Annotated in this window: 19 protein-coding genes and 4 tRNA genes; 15 read left to right on the top strand and 8 right to left on the bottom strand. The window is 26.7% G+C overall.

The features are described from left to right. The first annotated feature begins 221 nt into the window (after nucleotides 1–221). From ACRC8M_RS04175 to ACRC8M_RS04190, 4 genes are all read left to right on the top strand, one after another. A complete protein-coding gene (locus ACRC8M_RS04175) occupies nucleotides 222–1,721 on the top strand; it encodes a hypothetical protein (RefSeq protein WP_438527994.1) in 1,500 nt (499 codons plus the stop codon). Between the two features lie 297 nt (nucleotides 1,722–2,018). Continuing rightward, entirely contained in the window at nucleotides 2,019–2,150 is a 132-nt protein-coding gene (locus ACRC8M_RS04180; protein ID WP_023051805.1) for a hypothetical protein, read from the top strand. A 9-nt stretch (nucleotides 2,151–2,159) separates the two neighbouring features. Next, complete coding sequence (locus ACRC8M_RS04185; RefSeq protein ID WP_438527995.1) at nucleotides 2,160–3,251, top strand: ParA family protein; 1,092 nt, start codon at nucleotides 2,160–2,162, stop codon at nucleotides 3,249–3,251. Between the two features lie 84 nt (nucleotides 3,252–3,335). Further along, nucleotides 3,336–3,968: a hypothetical protein gene (locus tag ACRC8M_RS04190; RefSeq protein WP_438527996.1), complete on the top strand. Its 633-nt coding sequence runs from the start codon at nucleotides 3,336–3,338 to the stop codon at nucleotides 3,966–3,968. Nucleotides 3,969–4,082: 114 nt separating this feature from the next. Here ACRC8M_RS04190 and ACRC8M_RS04195 read toward each other — a convergent pair whose 3' ends face one another. After that, nucleotides 4,083–4,280 (bottom strand): YwbE family protein, encoded by a 198-nt coding sequence (locus ACRC8M_RS04195; RefSeq protein ID WP_438527997.1) that lies wholly within the window; start codon nucleotides 4,278–4,280, stop codon nucleotides 4,083–4,085. A 263-nt stretch (nucleotides 4,281–4,543) separates the two neighbouring features. Between ACRC8M_RS04195 and ACRC8M_RS04200 the strand changes: the two genes are divergently transcribed. The 4 genes from ACRC8M_RS04200 (at nucleotide 4,544) to ACRC8M_RS04215 (ending at nucleotide 4,900) form a co-directional block, all read left to right on the top strand. Continuing rightward, a tRNA-Leu gene (locus ACRC8M_RS04200) sits at nucleotides 4,544–4,631 on the top strand. 8 nt (nucleotides 4,632–4,639) lie between these two features. Further along, a tRNA-Met gene (locus ACRC8M_RS04205) sits at nucleotides 4,640–4,715 on the top strand. 28 nt (nucleotides 4,716–4,743) lie between these two features. Then, nucleotides 4,744–4,819, top strand: a tRNA-Lys gene (locus ACRC8M_RS04210). Between the two features lie 6 nt (nucleotides 4,820–4,825). Further along, nucleotides 4,826–4,900, top strand: a tRNA-Glu gene (locus ACRC8M_RS04215). A gap of 36 nt (nucleotides 4,901–4,936) precedes the next feature. Here ACRC8M_RS04215 and ACRC8M_RS04220 read toward each other — a convergent pair. Genes ACRC8M_RS04220 through ACRC8M_RS04230 form a run of 3 tightly spaced genes read right to left on the bottom strand, consistent with a single transcriptional unit; the run spans nucleotide 4,937 to nucleotide 6,127 of the window. Further along, nucleotides 4,937–5,488: a YbhB/YbcL family Raf kinase inhibitor-like protein gene (locus tag ACRC8M_RS04220; RefSeq protein ID WP_438527998.1), complete on the bottom strand. Its 552-nt coding sequence runs from the start codon at nucleotides 5,486–5,488 to the stop codon at nucleotides 4,937–4,939. 43 nt (nucleotides 5,489–5,531) lie between these two features. Further along, a complete protein-coding gene (locus ACRC8M_RS04225; RefSeq protein WP_438527999.1) occupies nucleotides 5,532–5,864 on the bottom strand; it encodes a winged helix-turn-helix transcriptional regulator in 333 nt (110 codons plus the stop codon). A 32-nt stretch (nucleotides 5,865–5,896) separates the two neighbouring features. After that, nucleotides 5,897–6,127, bottom strand: coding sequence for an FMN-binding protein (locus tag ACRC8M_RS04230; RefSeq protein ID WP_438528000.1), 231 nt, complete (start codon nucleotides 6,125–6,127; stop codon nucleotides 5,897–5,899). 176 nt (nucleotides 6,128–6,303) lie between these two features. Here ACRC8M_RS04230 and ACRC8M_RS04235 point away from each other — a divergent pair, with 176 nt between their 5' ends. After that, nucleotides 6,304–6,723, top strand: coding sequence for a redoxin domain-containing protein (locus ACRC8M_RS04235; protein ID WP_438528001.1), 420 nt, complete (start codon nucleotides 6,304–6,306; stop codon nucleotides 6,721–6,723). A 127-nt stretch (nucleotides 6,724–6,850) separates the two neighbouring features. On the opposite strand, the gene ACRC8M_RS04240 is transcribed toward ACRC8M_RS04235, so the two are convergent. Beyond that, the gene (locus ACRC8M_RS04240) at nucleotides 6,851–8,077 is read right to left on the bottom strand and encodes a helix-turn-helix domain-containing protein (protein ID WP_438528002.1); all 1,227 of its coding nucleotides are present in this window, start codon (nucleotides 8,075–8,077) and stop codon (nucleotides 6,851–6,853) included. Between the two features lie 149 nt (nucleotides 8,078–8,226). Between ACRC8M_RS04240 and ACRC8M_RS04245 the strand changes: the two genes are divergently transcribed. The 6 genes from ACRC8M_RS04245 to uidA are packed head-to-tail and all read left to right on the top strand — an operon-like array spanning nucleotide 8,227 to nucleotide 15,381. Then, nucleotides 8,227–9,084 (top strand): sugar phosphate isomerase/epimerase family protein, encoded by an 858-nt coding sequence (locus ACRC8M_RS04245; protein ID WP_438528003.1) that lies wholly within the window; start codon nucleotides 8,227–8,229, stop codon nucleotides 9,082–9,084. A 15-nt stretch (nucleotides 9,085–9,099) separates the two neighbouring features. Then, complete coding sequence (locus ACRC8M_RS04250; RefSeq protein WP_438528004.1) at nucleotides 9,100–10,269, top strand: Gfo/Idh/MocA family protein; 1,170 nt, start codon at nucleotides 9,100–9,102, stop codon at nucleotides 10,267–10,269. 2 nt (nucleotides 10,270–10,271) lie between these two features. Further along, nucleotides 10,272–11,261, top strand: a complete 990-nt coding sequence (locus ACRC8M_RS04255; protein ID WP_438528005.1) for a Gfo/Idh/MocA family protein — start codon at nucleotides 10,272–10,274, stop codon at nucleotides 11,259–11,261. Beyond that, nucleotides 11,258–12,064 (top strand): sugar phosphate isomerase/epimerase family protein, encoded by an 807-nt coding sequence (locus tag ACRC8M_RS04260; protein WP_438528006.1) that lies wholly within the window; start codon nucleotides 11,258–11,260, stop codon nucleotides 12,062–12,064. The genes ACRC8M_RS04255 and ACRC8M_RS04260 overlap by 4 nt, the downstream gene beginning before the upstream one ends. 14 nt (nucleotides 12,065–12,078) lie before the next feature. Continuing rightward, a complete protein-coding gene (locus ACRC8M_RS04265) occupies nucleotides 12,079–13,515 on the top strand; it encodes an MFS transporter (protein ID WP_438528007.1) in 1,437 nt (478 codons plus the stop codon). 27 nt (nucleotides 13,516–13,542) lie between these two features. Continuing rightward, nucleotides 13,543–15,381: a beta-glucuronidase gene (uidA, locus tag ACRC8M_RS04270; RefSeq protein ID WP_438528008.1), complete on the top strand. Its 1,839-nt coding sequence runs from the start codon at nucleotides 13,543–13,545 to the stop codon at nucleotides 15,379–15,381. 207 nt (nucleotides 15,382–15,588) lie between these two features. Here the strand turns inward: uidA and ACRC8M_RS04275 are convergent, their stop codons facing one another. The 3 genes from ACRC8M_RS04275 to ACRC8M_RS04285 form a co-directional block, all read right to left on the bottom strand. After that, nucleotides 15,589–15,789: a cold-shock protein gene (locus ACRC8M_RS04275; RefSeq protein WP_438528009.1), complete on the bottom strand. Its 201-nt coding sequence runs from the start codon at nucleotides 15,787–15,789 to the stop codon at nucleotides 15,589–15,591. Nucleotides 15,790–16,186: 397 nt separating this feature from the next. Further along, the gene (locus ACRC8M_RS04280) at nucleotides 16,187–16,573 is read right to left on the bottom strand and encodes a low molecular weight phosphatase family protein (protein ID WP_438528010.1); all 387 of its coding nucleotides are present in this window, start codon (nucleotides 16,571–16,573) and stop codon (nucleotides 16,187–16,189) included. Between the two features lie 638 nt (nucleotides 16,574–17,211). After that, nucleotides 17,212–17,613 (bottom strand): gamma-glutamylcyclotransferase family protein, encoded by a 402-nt coding sequence (locus ACRC8M_RS04285; protein WP_438528011.1) that lies wholly within the window; start codon nucleotides 17,611–17,613, stop codon nucleotides 17,212–17,214. Nucleotides 17,614–17,630 lie beyond the last annotated feature (17 nt).

The following is a 17,630-nucleotide window of genomic DNA, read 5'->3' on the forward strand; positions in this document are numbered from 1 at the left end:
AGAATATTAAAAACACTTTCTAAACATAAATAAAATTTAAAATTATGATGGAACGCCGTGTGCGGTGAAAGTCGCATGCACGGTGTGGAGCAGGGGAAAAGGTAGAGATAAATTCAAAGCCTTACCTATTGCTATAAAACCGTGATACATATATAAATGTTACACCTAAGGCAGGAGATTATATACCTGGAGAATTAGAAGAAAAAGTTTTTATAGCTTTAATGAAAGTTATGAAAAATAAAGGTATGCCAAGAAGATTTATTGTAACAGCAGCAGAGCTAAAAAAAGAATTAAAGTTAACAACTAAAGATTATGTAAAAAGGATTAAAGAAAGTTTATCAAGGTTAGCAACTTCTAACTATAATTTTAAAAATACAATGTATTCTTCTGTGAATAAATCAATATTAACTCAAGATATTGAAACAACAATTTTATCACTTAAAACAATTAGACTTGACGATAGAAAAAATAAAACTCTTAAAGATCAGATTGGGGATAATAGAATAAAAGAAGTTTATGAAATATCTGTATCAGACCATTTTTATAATAATATAATGACAAAGGGCTATATGGTGTATAATTCTGATATTTTATTAGATATAGATACAAGTACAGCTCGTACAATTTACATGTTAATAGAAAAGCTTAGATATCATAAGCTTTACTTAAGAATAGACACACTTTTTTTAATAAAAAGGATTCCGTTAAAATTTAATCCTAAAAATCCACATAATACTATAAAAATTTTAGAAAATAATTTAAATGAATTAAAAATAAAAAATTTAATTAAAGAGTTTAATTTTGTAAAAGATAGTACATGGGAAAAATCAGAGATAGAGATACATTTTTATGAAGATTCAGCAGAAGAAAAACAAGAGAGATTTTTTGATGATTTTAATGATTTTAAAAATATTTCTACTCAATTAACAATATCTGCAACAGAGCATGATACATTAACTGAAAACGAAAAAGAACAATTGGAAAAAACAATTATAACTAAAGAGTTAATAGAAGAATTATTTAATAAATTACCAAATGTAGCTAAAAAATTAAAATCTATGCCAAAAACTGTAGCAGATAGTATTGAAAAATATGGAGAAGAAAAAGTAAGAGGAACAATAGTGTATTTAAATAAGCAAAAAAAATTAACCAGTCCAAGAGCATTTTTCTTAAAAGCTTTAGAGAATGATTGGGCGAGAGATATTGTTATAGAAGAAACTAAAAATGAAAATTTATCTCAAGAAAAAATTAAAATAGGAAAAGATGAAACAGTTGATGAGAGATTTCTTCAATTAGAAGCATCTTTTGAGCTATTATCTCAAGAGAAAAAAGAAGAGATAGAAAAAAATGCATTTAAAAATTATATAAAAATATGCGGAATGAACACCAAAATACAAAAGATAGCTTTTAATGCTGGGAAAAAAAGAATAATTTTAAATTATTTAAATGAAATAGATTACTTTAATTATAATTTTTTACCAGAATTAAATGTAATAGAAATAGAAGAAAAAAATAAGAGCTATTCTGAGCCTTTAACTAAAGAGTTTCTATCGTTAGCAAAAGATTATATTAATAATGTGTTAATAATGTTAGAAGGAGATTTTTCTAAAGAGGAATTGTTAAGATTGAAAATGAGATTAACAAAGGAAGTTTTAGCAGGAAATATTCAAACTATAGATGATGTTCAAAATAAAGTTGAGGAAATTTTATTAGGAAAATAATTAAATAAGCAATTTTAAGATAAATCAAAAGCACTTTTTCACTAGTTGAGAAAAGTGCTTTTTTTATAAAAAAAAGAGATTATCTTAAGATAAATCCCTTCTACTCGCGGACAAATTATAACATTAAAAATATTTAAAATCAATAAAACTAGTAAAAAATATTTTTTAGGCTTGACATAACATAATAAAAGAAGTATTATTTTATTAAAATAAAATAATAGAAAATTTTAATGTTAAATCCTTTCTACTCGCAATAGAAAATTCATTAATTTTTTCTAAAAATTTAGGAGGATAATAATGAAAATAAACTATCGTGAAAATTTGATAACAGTAACATTAAATTTAAATGGAGCAAAGATATCTTTAGAAGGAAAAAATTCAGATGAAATTGAAAAAGCTCTTAAAAATTTAAAATTATTGTTAAGTTAAGGAGTTAAGATGATAAAAAAACTATCGTTTTCATATAAAAAAGATAGAAGATTAAATGGGTGTAGATTAAATTTATCTAAAGATATTTTAAACTTTTTGTCTATAACTGAGGAAAATAATAATATTATTTTTGAATATAAAAATGATGAAATAACTTTAAAGTATGGAAAAACTTTAGTAGAACAAGAGCAAAAAACAGAAAACGGAAAAATTCTTTTATTAATAAAAAACTATAAAGTTAAATTTGATAAAGTTGGAAAATATAAATCACCAAAATTAGTAATTCCGTTACCCATTATAAATAGTTTAGGATTAACAGAAGAGAAAAAAGAAGTTGTAATAACACTACTAGATGATGCTGTGAGTATAAAGCAAAATGTGGAGGGAAAAGTGGATAGAAAAGGAAAAGTATATACGATAAAAGTTAATAAAGGTGGAGTAGGAAAAACTTTTTTAACGGTTCAACTATCGGTTGGATTATCATTAATTGGAAAAAAAGTATTAATTTTAACATCAGATTCTCAGAACAATGTGTTAGACTACACTGCTCCACAAGAGCATAAACCTATTTTTGATAGTGGCTTAAAAGCTTTTGTAAAAGGTGATGATGGAGATATTATAAGGATAAGAGAAAATGTTGATTTTATTCCACTTGAAGATTCTAAATTTTCTACAACATTTTTAAATAATCTTCCTAAATTTATAGAAAAAATGAAAACAGAATATGACTTTATTTTAATTGACAGTATTCCAACTATGAAATTAGATACAATATTTGTAGAGTGTTCAGATAAAGTTATTATCCCTTGTTTCTGTGATAGAGTTACAGTTGAAGGAGTTATAAATGTAGTCGAAGAAGCAGGTATTGATAAGGTATTTTCAATAATAGTTAATAAATATAGAAATACAACAAATCAAAATAAATATTTAGATGACCTAAAAAATGTTTTAGGACAAACAACAATACTTCTTCCAGACCCAATAAAAGAGTTATCCCAAATTGAAACTCTCTTAGAGAAAGGAAAAAGTGTTTGGGAAACAAATTCAAAAGGATTACAAGAAGTTCAGGATAGTTTAATAGAAGTTATAAAAGGGATGTAACACATGTGTTACAAGAATAAAATTTGTGTTACAGCTTTATATTAAAAATTAAGTTTGCTTAAATTATACAATGAGGGGTGTTCAATGGGAGCAATAGATAGACTGAGAAAAGCTACTGAAGGAGCTAGTAAAGAAATCACTGAAAAAGAGAAAAAAAGTGAAGCATTAGAAATAATAAAAAATGTAGCTAAAATAGAATTTTGTGAAACTAAAGAGGAAAATGAATTTTTAGAAGTAAAAACGAAAGAGATTTTAAATTTACAAGCAAATGCTTCAATTCAACTTGGAAAGATTTTTAAAGAAGTTTCAGAAAAAATACAAGAGGATATAACATATTGTCAATGGTTAGAGTTAATCGGATTTAATAGAATGACAGCCTTAAGACATAGAAGAAGATTTGAATTATTCGAGAATACTAGTACTGATATAGCAAAAGAAATTGTAGGATCTTTAACTTTTAGAGAGATAGAAAAAATTTATAAAAATTTAGAAGAAAATTTAACATATTTAAACACATCAAACAGTATAATGGAGTTTAAAATGTTTTTAAAAGAAGAAAATCAGATTAGAAGTGAAGAGACTAGAAAAGAGATTGGAATAAATATAAATTTTGAAATTTTTAATAATATAAAAGAGAAAATTCAGCATGTTGATGAGAAAAGAAAAGAAGAGATAGAAAAATTATTATTGAAAATAGAAAAATTATTAAAAGATTAAATCTTTAGAGATTTCCATATTAGTTTTTGAAAACAAGAAAAATAATTAAAATTTAATTGAAAGAAAAAACTTAGATTAAGTAATTATTTATACTTAATCTAAGTTTTTTTATTTTTAAACAGTTTTTATTTCTTGGACTCTACCAACAGTTCCATCTTGAAGTCTAACTTTTATTCCGTGGGGATGTGTACTCGAATTTGTAAGAATATCTTTTACAACTCCTTCAGTGAGTTTTCCTGTTTTTTGATCCTCTTTTTTTACTATCATAACTTTTATTCCAGCTTTGATATTGTTTCTATTTTTACCAGTCATGTTATATCTCCTTAAAAATAATTAAAATGCTATATACATTATATAGTATAGTTGTATTAAAGTAAAATTAAACACATTAATATTATTTATAAAATTTAATTAATAAATACTTATATAAAGTTAAAGAAACTAGATAGTTATATATCAAGAAATAGAAAAATAAAGAAAATATTTAAATTAAATAAAAAATATAGTTGACTTTTTTTATAAAATACGGTATAATAATTTTGTTCGTGAGAGAAATATAAGTTTCTAACTAGGACGCCTGGGTGGCGGAATAGGTAGACGCACAGGACTTAAAATCCTGAGCTATCTGATAGCGTGCCGGTTCGATTCCGGCCCCAGGCACCATTTAATTTCGCGGGATAGAGCAGTTGGCAGCTCGTCGGGCTCATAACCCGAAGGTCGTTGGTTCGAGTCCAGCTCCCGCCACCAAAAATTAAATAAAATTTCAACAAGATATGCGTCATTAGCTCAGATGGTAGAGCACACGACTTTTAATCGTGTTGTCACTGGTTCGAGCCCAGTATGACGCACCATCACCTGCCCCGTTCGTTCAGTGGTAAGGACAATAGATTTTCACTCTATAAACAGGGGTTCGATTCCCCTACGGGGTACCAATATGAACTTTAAAAGATGTAGAAATACATCTTTTTTTATTTTTTATATTTAGCTTTTAATGTAACTTTATCAAGAATATGGCCGTCCATGTTAGTATAAAGTTCGTTTAAATAAAATCCAGATTGTAAATTAATCTCTTTGTCTAGAGCATAGATAGTAATGTTATAAGTATGATCTGTATCTGGTGGTGCAGGACCTCCAAAATGTGAGGCATCACTTTTATTTAATCCTCCCATAGAAGAGATCCAGCTGTTAACACCTTGAACAATCTCTTTATTTTCTAAGCTAGCATTTTCTTGAAGTTTAGTAGTTGTTTTAGGAACAATTGTAATCCAATGTATCCAAGAAAATCCTGTAACAGGAATAGCATCAAAATCTTCCATAACTAAAGCATAACTTTTAGTATTTTTAGGAGCATTTTTCCATTCTAAAGGAAAAGATAAACTAGGCATACCATTTAGATTTTGAGTTCCATGTTTACCATATTTTTCTTTTATATATCCATTTTCTATACCATTACTTTCTAAAGTAAACCCAAAAGCTGAAATAGATAAAGCACTTAATGTTAATAAAATATTTTTTTTCATAATAGATTCCTCCTAAGTTTTAATTCAACTTAAGAATAACACACTATTTATCATCTGTTAATAACTCACTTTTTTGTAAGTATTTAATTCCAAACTCTTGAAATTTTGCAAAAGTAGGGATTAGCTCTTTTCCAAACTCAGTTAATCTATATTCAGTATGTTTTGGATAAACATTATATTCAATTTTTTCTAAAAGTCCATTTTCAATCATATCATTTAAGTGTTGGATCAACATTTTTTCATTACAACCAATAATATCTTTTTTTAAATCAGTTAGACGTTGATTTCCTAAACGTATTCTCCATAAAATAATAGGGGTCCATTTTCCTCTTAAGATAAAGAAAACAGCTTCTAAAGGACAAGTTATTTCTCTCATTTATTCACCTTTTGATTTGAAATTATTTTTACTTATTTGGTATTTTCAAGAGCAGCTTTTAAAGCCTTTTTAAAAACATCAGATGTATATGTGGCTCCAGCAACTGAATCTATATTTGCTGAATTTTTAATTTTACCATTTGAATCTTTTTCTAGTTTTAATTTAATTTCATATCCATATTTATCATCTTTACCAACTCCAATAGATTCACTACTAAAAGTTATAGTTGAAATTAAAAAACTAAAGATTAATATTTTTTTCATAATAAATACCCCTTTTAAACATAATTATCTTTTAGAATATCATAAAGCTATATAATTTGTAAACTAGTTACTTCTAGGTAACTGGTAACAAAATAGTAACTAATTGTTTTTATACCTATCTTATATTATTCTTAAAGTATAAGAAAGTCCAATTAACAAATTTAAAGAGGTGATTAATGGTGAATGTTCTTGAAAAAAAATTATCAGAAAGAAGAGAGTCAGCTAAAAATAGGATAAGTCCAGAAATATTATCTAAAATGTTAGAAGCTACTCAAAGTTTAAAAAATAGTAAATTAGAAAAAGAGGCATTTAATATTGGAGATAAAATAGAAGATATGATTTTATTAAATAATTTAGGAGACAAAGTGTCTATAATGGAGGTTTTAGGAAAACAACCAGCAATTATAAGTTTTTATAGAGGAACTTGGTGTCCATATTGTAATTTAGAATTATCTACATACAATGAGTTATTAAAGGATAAAAATAAAATTAAAATGATAGCAATCTCTCCAGAAAGACCAGAGAGTTCTATTAATGTTGAAAATCTCAAGGGAAGAAAAGTAGAATCCTTCCAATTCCTGCAACTTATACAGTAGATTCATCAGGAGTTATTGTGTATGGATATATAGATGCTGATTATATAAAAAGGGCAGAATCAAAAGGTATTATAGATAAGTATTTAGAACTTATAAAATAAAAAAATAGAGAGGGATTAAAACCTCTCTATTTTTTATTTATATTAGAAATTTCCAAGTTTTTTTTAAATTTTGCTGGAGTGACATTTTGATATTTTTTAAAAATTTTAGAAAAATTTTCAACATTACAATAATCTAATTTAAAAGCTATTTCAGATATTTTTAAATTTGTATTTTCAAGATAGTTTATAGCTAAATCCACTTTTATCTTTTGAATATAGTCTTTAAAATTTATACCGACCTCTTTTTTAAATAATCTTGAAAGATAATCAGGATTAAGTGAAATAAAATCAGCAACTTCACTTAAACTAATAGGTTTATCTTTATTTATATCAATAAAAAGTAGGACATTTTTTATATTTAAACTATAGGTATTATATTTTTCATTATGAAAAAGACAAAGCTTAGAATATTCTTTTATAATATCCTCATCAATTTTCTTAACTTCAGCTATTGTAGATGAATTTTCAATCCATGTAAAAATTTTAGAAGATAAATTATGAATGAAAGTTGGAGGAATACCAGCTTCTTCCACAGCTTTTCTAATCATACCACTTGATATAAATAGTCCATTTTTCAAAGCTCTGAAAATGTTATTTGGAATCCGTTGGTTTAATTCACTTAAAGATGACATTTGTTTATTACATTTTAATGCCTTTTCATAATCTCCAAGTTTAATATATTTTAATTTTAAGTTTTCTAAATGATATCTCTCATTTGTTAATTCGATATCTTCTGAAGAGATATTTAAATTTTTCATTTTAAATACTGATTCTTTTATAGTCTCTTTGATTATATGAGGTTTACTATCAATATTTATAAATTCATAGTTCATTAGATTAAAAACTAATGGAAGTAGTATTTCCATTGGTATTGTTTTAACTTTTTTTAAATTTGAATAAAAAGTATATTCTTCCAGATTATTTTTCTTTAAGTTATAAAGATCTTTTTGTTTTTCGTAAAAAGGATCTGTCCAAAGAAAGGGACCAACTATGAAAAAAATATTTTTTTGTAAGGACTTAACTCCTATAAAGTTGATAGAGTAGTTGTAAGTTTTTTCTAAATTTATGCTTATATTTTTATCATCAATTAAAAAAGATTTAATATCAAGTATATTTTTTTCATTTAAATTAAAGTTATCAATAACCTGAAAGGAAGAATATTTAATGATTTTTTCTCCTAGATTATTAAAAATAATGACATTTGTGTTTGTTAAAACTCCTAACATGTTACATAAATGATATAAATTATTCATTTAACAACCTCCTTAATTAAAAATAGCACAAAAAATAAAAAAAGTCAAAAAACAGGTATGATTTTATCAGATTTTAACATATTTTTTAAATGAATAGAGAAATATAATTTAATTATTAAGAAGTTCATTTAAAGGAAGGAGATAAAGTTATGAAAATATCTGGGTTTATTGATGAGATAGACATTGGTTTTGAAAAAGAAGTTGAAGTAATTAAAAAGCTAGGAATGGAGTATATAGAATTAAGATCAGTTAATGGTACGAATATTTCTGATTTATCAATAGAAAAAGTTAATGATATAAAAAAATATTTACAAAATAAAAACATAAAAATTTCTTGCATCGCTTCTCCTATTGGAAAAATAAATATAGATGAAATTGATTTTGAAAATAAATTTGAAGAACATTTAAAAAAATTTAAGCATACTTTAAATATAGCACAAATATTAGAAGTTAAATATGTGAGAGTTTTTAGCTTTTTTTTAAAAAAATCGGAAAAAGAAAAATATCAATCTCTTGTTTTAGAAAAAATGAAAAAATTAAAAGAAGAGGTGTCTGATTTAGAAATTATATTGCTTCATGAAAATGAAAAGGGAATATATGGAGATGATATAAAAAGCTCTTTAAAATTAATTGAAGAGATTGATTCAGAGAAATTTAGATTGATATTTGATCCAGCTAATTTTATACAAGTTCGGATATCCCCCTTGAAAGCTTATGAAAAATTAAAAAAGTTTGTGGAGTATGTACACTTAAAAGATGCTAATTTTTCATCTCAAGAAAATGTGTTAATAGGTACTGGAGATGGAGAGATACTAGAGCTATTAAAAGAGTTAAAAAAAGAAAAATATGAAGGATTCTTATCATTAGAACCACATCTTATAAACTTTAGTGTTTTACAGAGCTTAGAGCAAGAGGATGTAAACGAGAGAAAAGTTCAATTTAAAGATGGAGAGGAAGCTTTTAAAAAATCCTTAGAAACATTATTAGAAATGATAGAAAAAATATAGCGTGGGAGGAAAAATATGTTAAGAATAGGAATAGTTGGAATTGGTTTTATGGGAAAGGTTCATGTAATGTCATTTACAGATAAACCTATGATTCCTAATGCTATGGTAAAAAATGCAAAATTAACAGCAGTGTGTGATATAGATTCTGAAAAATTAGAGTGGGCTAAAACTATTAATCCTGAACTAAAAATTTTTACTGATTTTAAAGAAATGTTAAGTTCAGGAGAGATAGATGCAGTAATCATTGCAACTCCTCATTATCTGCATCCAATTATGGGAATAGAAGCTATAAAACAAAAAATACATGTATTAGTTGAAAAACCAGTTGGTGTTTTTACAAAAAATGTAGAAGAGTTAAATAGAGTTTCTGAAGAAAATAAAGATATTGTTTTTGGTTTATTATTTAATCAAAGAACTAATCCTTTATTTAAAAAGGCAAAAGAGATAATTGACGCAGAGGGGATTGGGACATTTAAAAGAGTGAATTGGATAATAACAAATTGGTATCGTCCACAAAAATATTATGATAATGGGGAATGGAGGGCTACTTGGGCTGGAGAAGGTGGAGGTGTTTTGATAAATCAAGCTCCTCATCAAATTGATATGTGGCAATGGTTATGTGGAATGCCAAATAAAGTTAGAGCATATTGTAAATTTGGAGAAAATAGAGATGTTGAAGTGGAAACAGATGTAACAGCTTATGTGGAGTATCCAAATGGTGGAAACGGAGTTTTTATAACTTCAACACATGATGCTCCAGGAACTAATAGATTAGAAATAATAGGAAACAATGGAAAAATAGTTATAGAAAATGATCGATTATCATATAAAAAATTGCTAGTTCCAGAAAATGAGCTTAACTTAATTGCTACAGCAGATTTAAGAGATCCAAAAAATACACCTCAATTTGAAGAAACTATTTATACATCCAAAGAGCTTGGAGAAGTTCCATGGGGAGTTGAACACGCTTTAGTAATTGAAAACTGGATAGATGCTATTGAGGGAAAAGATAAATTAATAGCTCCAGGAATTGAGGGAATAAAAGCTTTAGAGCTTATAAATAGTATGATTTTATCGACATTTTTAAATAAAGAGATAGATTTACCTATAGATAAAGACCTTTACTATGAAGAGTTAATGAAAAGATGCGCTACTTCTAAATACAAAAAGAAATGGAGTATTTAAGTATGGAGAAAAAAAAACGTGTAGGAGTAGTTGGATGTGGAATAATAAGTGATGTTCATATTCCATTGATAAAAAAAAAGAATGATTTAGTTGCAGTGTGTGACACAAAATTAGAATTAGTAAAAAAAATAGGGCAAGAAAATAGTTGTAACTACTACGAAAGTTTTACTCAGATGTTAGAGAAGGAGGAGTTAGATGTAGTTCACATTTTAACTCCTCATAACATCAGATACGAGATAGCAGAACTAGCTTGTAAAAAAGGAGTTCACTTTATCATAGAAAAACCATTGGCTCACACTTATGAAGAGGCTAATAAGTTAATAAATCTTTTAAAATTATACCCTGATGTAGAAGCAACTGTGGTTTATCAAAATCGAAGAAATAAAAGTTATGTGAAATTGAAGGACGAACTTGAAAATTTAAAAGGCGGAAAAATTTTAGGCCTTGAAGCAACTGTATTTTGGAGAAGAGACTTAAATTATTATAAGAATGCTCCGTGGAGAGGAAAAAAAATAGAAAGTGGTGGAGGTTTACTTATAAATCAAGCTATACATACGATAGATTATTTACAAGATATTGGTGGAGAAGTTAAAAATATCTCTGGAGAAATATTTAAGTTGAAAAATCTGGAGCTTGATATAGAGGATACAGCTGCAATAAAACTTGAATTTGAAAGTGGAGTAGAAGCTTTTTTTAGTGGAACATTGAGTAATTTTTCAAATACAAGTATAAGTTTGAAAGTATATTGTCAAGATGGGACTTATACAATAAGAGATGGAAAACTATTCTTGAATAAAGATGGTGAAGAAAAAGTTTTAGAAAGAGATGAAAAGGGAGAGATAAAAGATTACTATGGAGCATCTCATGAAATGGAGATTAAGAGTTTTTATGATTCTTTAGGAAAGAGTGAGAAACTTTATTTACCATTGAATGAATCTTTAAAAAGTTTAAAAATAATAACAGATATCTATAAAAGAGGTGATTTAAAGTGAAAATTGCAGTTCAAATGATAGGGTATTTTATGCCATATTTAAAAGAGGGAAAGGCTGTAGAGTTATCTTTTGCTAAAGAAGCTTTAAAAAATGCAAAAGAGATGGGATATGATGGAGTTCAGCTTTCAGGTTTTGGAAGAGTAACTAATGAGATCATAGATTTTTATAGAGATACTTGTAAAGAGTTAGGATTAAAGATTGTTGCTACACATATAAATTATTTAGATTTAACAGAAAATTTAGATTTGGTTATAAAAGCACATAAAGAATGGAACTGTAATCTTTGTGGAATAGGTGCTATGCCTATGAATTATCAAGGTAGCTATGAAAAATATATAGAGTTTGCAAATACAATAGATGCCATTGGAGAAAGTTTATTAAAAGAAAATATATTTTTTATGTACCATATGCATGCTTTTGAATTTATGAAATTTAATAATAAATTTGGATTAGAGATATTAATGGAAAATACTTCTATAAAAAACGTAAAATTATTGATTGATACATACTGGGCACAATATGGTGGTGTTAATATATTAGCTTTAATTGATAGATATAGTGATAGAATAAACACTATTCATTTAAAAGACATGAAAATTGTAAGTACAGGGGAGAAATTTTTTGATTTAGGGAAGCAAGTTATATGTCCTCTTGGGGAAGGGAACATAGATTTTAAACCAATTGTAGAAAAAATTAAAAAATTAAAAATAGATTGGATTATTATAGAGCAAGATTATTCTTTAGATAATGATATAAATGGAGATTATAAAAAAAGTTTAGATTTCTTAAAGAAAATAGTTTAAAGGGGAGTGTATAAATGGAAATGTATAACCGTTCGAAATCATATAAGATAGGTCTTTTCGTACTAAATAACTCTGCAACAAATTTGGCAATGTTTTTAACTTTTTATTATATGTACTACACGCAAAATATTTTAGGATTATCTAGTGTTCTTGTTGGAATAATAGCAACAATGATGAGATTATTTGATGGGATAACAGATCCAATCATAGGATATTTTATAGATAAAACAAATGGGAGATTTGGTAAGTTTCGACCATTTATGTTTGTAGGAAATATTATAATTGTTTCAAGTTTATTTGCAATATTTAATACCCCACTTGCTTTATCACAAATGGGAAGGTACATTTGGACAACTTTATTTTATGTTATATATATAATTGGTTATACATTTCAAACTGCTTGTACAAAGGGTGGGCAAGTAGTTTTAACTAACGACCCTAAGCAAAGACCTCTTTTTTCAATCTTCGATACAATTTATAATACAATAATATTTACAGGGGGAATATATGTATTGATGAGTTTAGTGGCTCCTAAATATGAAGGAGGATTAATAAACCCAAATTTATGGAGTTTTGTTTCACTCTCTGTGGCGGGACTTTCAATTTTATGTACGATATTAGCTATATTTGGAATATGGGAAAAGGATAGAACTGAGTTTTTTGGAATGAAAAGTGATATAAAATTAAAATTTTCAGATTATGTAGATGTTTTAAAAAATAATAGAGCGATTCAGATGTTAACAATAGCGGCTTCTACAGACAAGTTAGCAGGTAATGCTACCAAGGGAGTAGCTGTATATATATTTGCTAATCTATTATTAAACTCAAAATTGCAAGGAGATTATTCAGCCTTAACAGGAATTCCAATAACTATTATGGGAATATGTGGATTATTTCATGCAAGAAAAGTTGGTTTGAAAAAATCGTTTGTTCTAACAACTTGGTTAGGAATGGCTTCTTCAATAATATTATATATATTAGGTTTAACAGGAGCAAGTACAACTTTATTTTTAACATTTATGTTTATTCAACAAGGGTTTAATGCTGTTTCAAATCCAATTGTAATTCCAATGATAGCTGATGTAACAGACTATGAGTTATACAGATCAGGAAAATTTATTCCAGGAATGATGGGAACATTATTTTCTTTTATAGATAAATTTGTCTCTTCGCTGTCTACAATGATTGTAGGATTTGCATTAGCTTATGCAGGAGTTGGAAATTCAGTTATTGCACCAAATACATTTATTAGTTTAAAATTTAATTCAGCAATACTTTTTGTGTATTGTATAATTCCAATTTTTGGATATATAGCATCCTTAATTGCAATGAAATATTATGAGTTAAGTAGTATGAAGATGGCAGAGATTCAAAAAAGTTTAAATTTACAAAAACATGAAAATGTTGAGAGCGATGAAGAGATAATAGATCAAGATTTAGAATTGGCATAAGTAGAAAATAAAAAAGAGAGGTAATAAATGTTATATCCAATAATGACTACAACTAGAAACTTAATAGATTTATCAGGTGTTTGGAAATTCAAATTAGACGATGGAAAAGGAGAAAAAAATAACGGGACTAAAAATAAATTGGAGGGTAAAATTTATAACCTGCCAGTTCCTTCGAGTTATAATGATTTAATAGAGGATAAAGAAGTTAGAGAGCATGTGGGAGGAGTTTGGTATGAGAAAGAGTTTGAACTTCCTAGAAATATTTTAAATGAAGATAGAATAATTTTAAGGTTTGGAAGTGTTACTCACAAAGCTATTGTCTTTTTAAATGGTGAAGAAATTTGTAAAAATAAAGGTGGATTTCTTCCATTTGAAGTTGAATTAAAAAAAGAGAGTTTATTAGAAAAAAATAGATTAACAATATTAGTTGATAATGTATTAGATCACACAACTTTACCTGTAGGTGGAGTAAAAGAATTAGAAAATGTATCTAAAGGTTTAGAGGAGCTAATGATACCTAAAACAAAACGTCATACAGCATATTGTGTAGATTTCTTTAATTATAGTGGAATTCATAGACCAGTAAAAATTTATACAACTCCAAAAGAATATATTAAAGATATAATTTTAATTACAGATATAGTTAATACAACAGGGATTATAGATTATGAAGTGAAACTATCAGTTGATAGAGATGTTTTAGTAGAGATTTTAAACGAGGATGGAGTTAGCGTAGCTAAATCATTAGGAAAAAAAGGGAAAATAGATATAGAAAATGCTAAATTTTGGGAGCCAGGTGCAGCATATCTTTATGAAGTAAAAGTCGTATTAAAAGATGAAGAGAAAGTTTTAGATTTATACTATGAAAAGTGTGGGATAAGAACAGTTAAAGTTATAGATGGAAAATTTTTAATAAATGGTAAACCATTTTATTTCAAAGGTTTTGGAAAACATGAAGACTCAAACTCAAACGGAAGAGGTTTAAATGAAGTAATAAATAGAAAAGATTTCAGTTTGATGAAATGGATAGGAGCTAATTCTTTTAGGACTTCACATTATCCATATTCAGAGGAGATTATGAGATTGGCTGATGAAGAGGGAATTGTCGTTATTGATGAAGTCCCAGCAGTTGGACTTCATATAAATTTTATGAATACATATATGGGAATAAAATCATCAGTTTCAACTTGGAAAGTTTTAAAAACAAAAACTCAACACGAAAAAGATATTAGGGGATTAATTGAAAGAGATAAGAATCATCCATGTGTTGTAATGTGGTGTATTGGAAATGAAGCGGCTTTGGAAGAGGAAGGTTCTTATGACTATTTTAAACCAATGATTGATTTAGCAAGAAAATTGGATCCACAAAAAAGACCAATAACGCTAGTATCGCATATAGCTTACCCATTAAATACTGAGGAGGGACACAAGCTTTGTGCAGAGTTAGATGTGTTATGTTTTAATAGATATTATGGTTGGTATTGGGGAACTGGAGAAGTTGAATTGATTGAGGATGTTGTTGTAAAAGAATTAGAGATGTGGTGGAATCGTCATAAAAAACCGATGATGTATACAGAATTTGGAGCAGATACAGTAAGTGGATTAAAAGAGACAACACCGATGATTTATAGCGAAGAGTATCAGGGGATTTATTATGAAATACATGGAAAAGCTTTTGATAAAGTAGAATATTTTATAGGAGAACAGGTTTGGAATTTTGCTGATTTTGCAACAAGGTATGATAGTATTATGAGAGTTGGAGGAAATAAAAAAGGAATATTTACAAGAGAAAGAAAGCCTAAATTAGCAGCTCATATATTGAAAAAAAGATGGGAGCAAATTCCAGATTTTAATTATAAAAAATAATGTAAATTTATGAAGATAAAATTTCCATTACAAGATAAAATGTAGTGGAAATTTTTTATTTATAAATTTTAGACTATGAAAATTTTATAATAATACTCATTGGGAACCTACAGAAAAAACTATGATTGTTCATAAAATGAAAGTGTTTACAGGTAGAGATAAAAAAAATCCCTTATAGAAACTTCTATAAGGGATTATAAAATTCAATTACTTTGAAGAAACGATGTTCTCAGCTTGTAATCCTCTGTCACCTTTAACAACATCAAATTCTACTTCTTCGTTTTCTTTTAAAGATTTGAAACCGTCTTTTTTGATTTGAGAGAAGTGTGCGAATACATCTTTCCCATCCTCACCAGTGATAAATCCAAATCCTTTTTCTTCGTTAAACCATTTTACTGTACCTTTCATTTAAGTACCTCCGTTATTTTTAATTGTTAGTAACTATTTACCCAATCAATATTATTATAAAGAAGTACTCGTTAAAATAGTTCCTTAAAAATCTTTATCTACTTGTGTTATTTCCTTACTACAAAATTATTATAACACATATTTTTAGAAAAGTAAACATTTTATTTTAAAATATTTTATCATAATATGAATTAAATATAAAAGAGACAACTCTAATTTTAAATTAGAGTTATCTCTTTCTATATAAAATTTAATAATCCCCATACATAATATACCATATTTATATATAGCTTTTCAATTTATAAATAATTTTTTTATCAAAGGACGAGGATATTATAGTCCATGTAAATCGGTATATTCATCTGAATTTGTGAAAGAATAAAAAATATAATGTTAGTTATTGAGATATTGATTTTATAAATTCTTTAACTTTTTTTTCAAGAAGGTCTACTACTACTACTTTTTCTTCAAAAGTGCTAGCTGGGTATTTATCCATGTCAAAATCAATTGTTTCTTTAGCAGGAACAAATGGACACTCTACAGCACATCCCATTTTTACTAAATAATCTATATTTTCTGGAAGCTCATCTAAAGGGTGTGGCTTATAGTTAAACATCGAAAGTCCTTTTGCTTCCATAATTTTTGCACCTTCATCATTTACTTTTTCTGCAGGATTTGTTCCAGCACTAACTATTATGAAGTCATTTGTTAATTCTTTTGCAAATCGTTCACAGATTATACTTTTAAAAGAGTTTCCTTTACATACAAAAGCTATTGTTTTCATTGAGTTTTATCCTCCTAAATTTTATAATAATTTAGATATATGTTACCATGAAGCAAACACTTTGTAAATTAGTATATTAGAAAAAACTAATTTGTTTATTATCTTTTAGCAGAACTACTGAAAACAAATTTATAACTTCTATGGTGAGATTCAACATCCTCGTAAAGAGTATAAAGTTATTTTCCATAGCGATTTTATTCCTAGTTTTGCTATCCTTGAACTTTCGTTATAGGTTCATAAAAACTTTGTAAAAAAGCCCTCGCAGATTTATCAGGAATAAAATTTGATAATAAAAAAAGTAGAGGGTAACCATCACAAACCCCTCTACTCACTATTAAAACTTAATCACCTTCTAATAACTTTAAACTTGTAAATTTTTTCCTTTTAATACTCTTAAAAATAAAATAGTTTACTGACTTTAAATCTATTACTTCATATAATAGTTAGAATAACAACTTTATAATTAATTAAAACTCTTTAAAAGATTTAAATATATCTCTAAATATTAAAATTTCTTTAAAACTATGTGATGGTTTTTTTTATAACATTTACAAATTGGTACAAAATCCTTTTCTACTTTCTAACTATTATTATATCGTTTAGACGTTTTTTAGTGAGAAAAAAGTTTTGAAATTTTTTTATTTTTTAAAAGTTTTCCAATCTCCAGATGTAATGGGTATCAGATTGTCATATGAAAAATTTGGATTAGTTGTATTATAAACATAAACATCTAAAATCTCTATTTTGCCAGTTTCTAAATTTTTAATTTCTTTTTTTATCTTATTATATTCATTATTAGGATTATTTTCACCAAAATAATTTTCCATATCGTCAATAGCTTTTAAATCACAATTTTCAACTGTTATAATTTCTCCAATGACAGTTCCATTCTCTTCTAATAGAGCAGGATATTCTTGGTCTTTAATAGCGTATAGTTTACCTTTTACTTCACCAAGTTCAATTTTCTTAGCTGAACTATTTATATATTTATTAAAATTAAAAAATCCCTCTCTTAAACTTCCATAGACAAAAATTTTCATAGTTATCCTCCTTATTA

The sequence above is a fragment of the Cetobacterium sp. genome, assembly GCF_051653945.1.
GTDB lineage: Bacteria > Fusobacteriota > Fusobacteriia > Fusobacteriales > Fusobacteriaceae > Cetobacterium_A.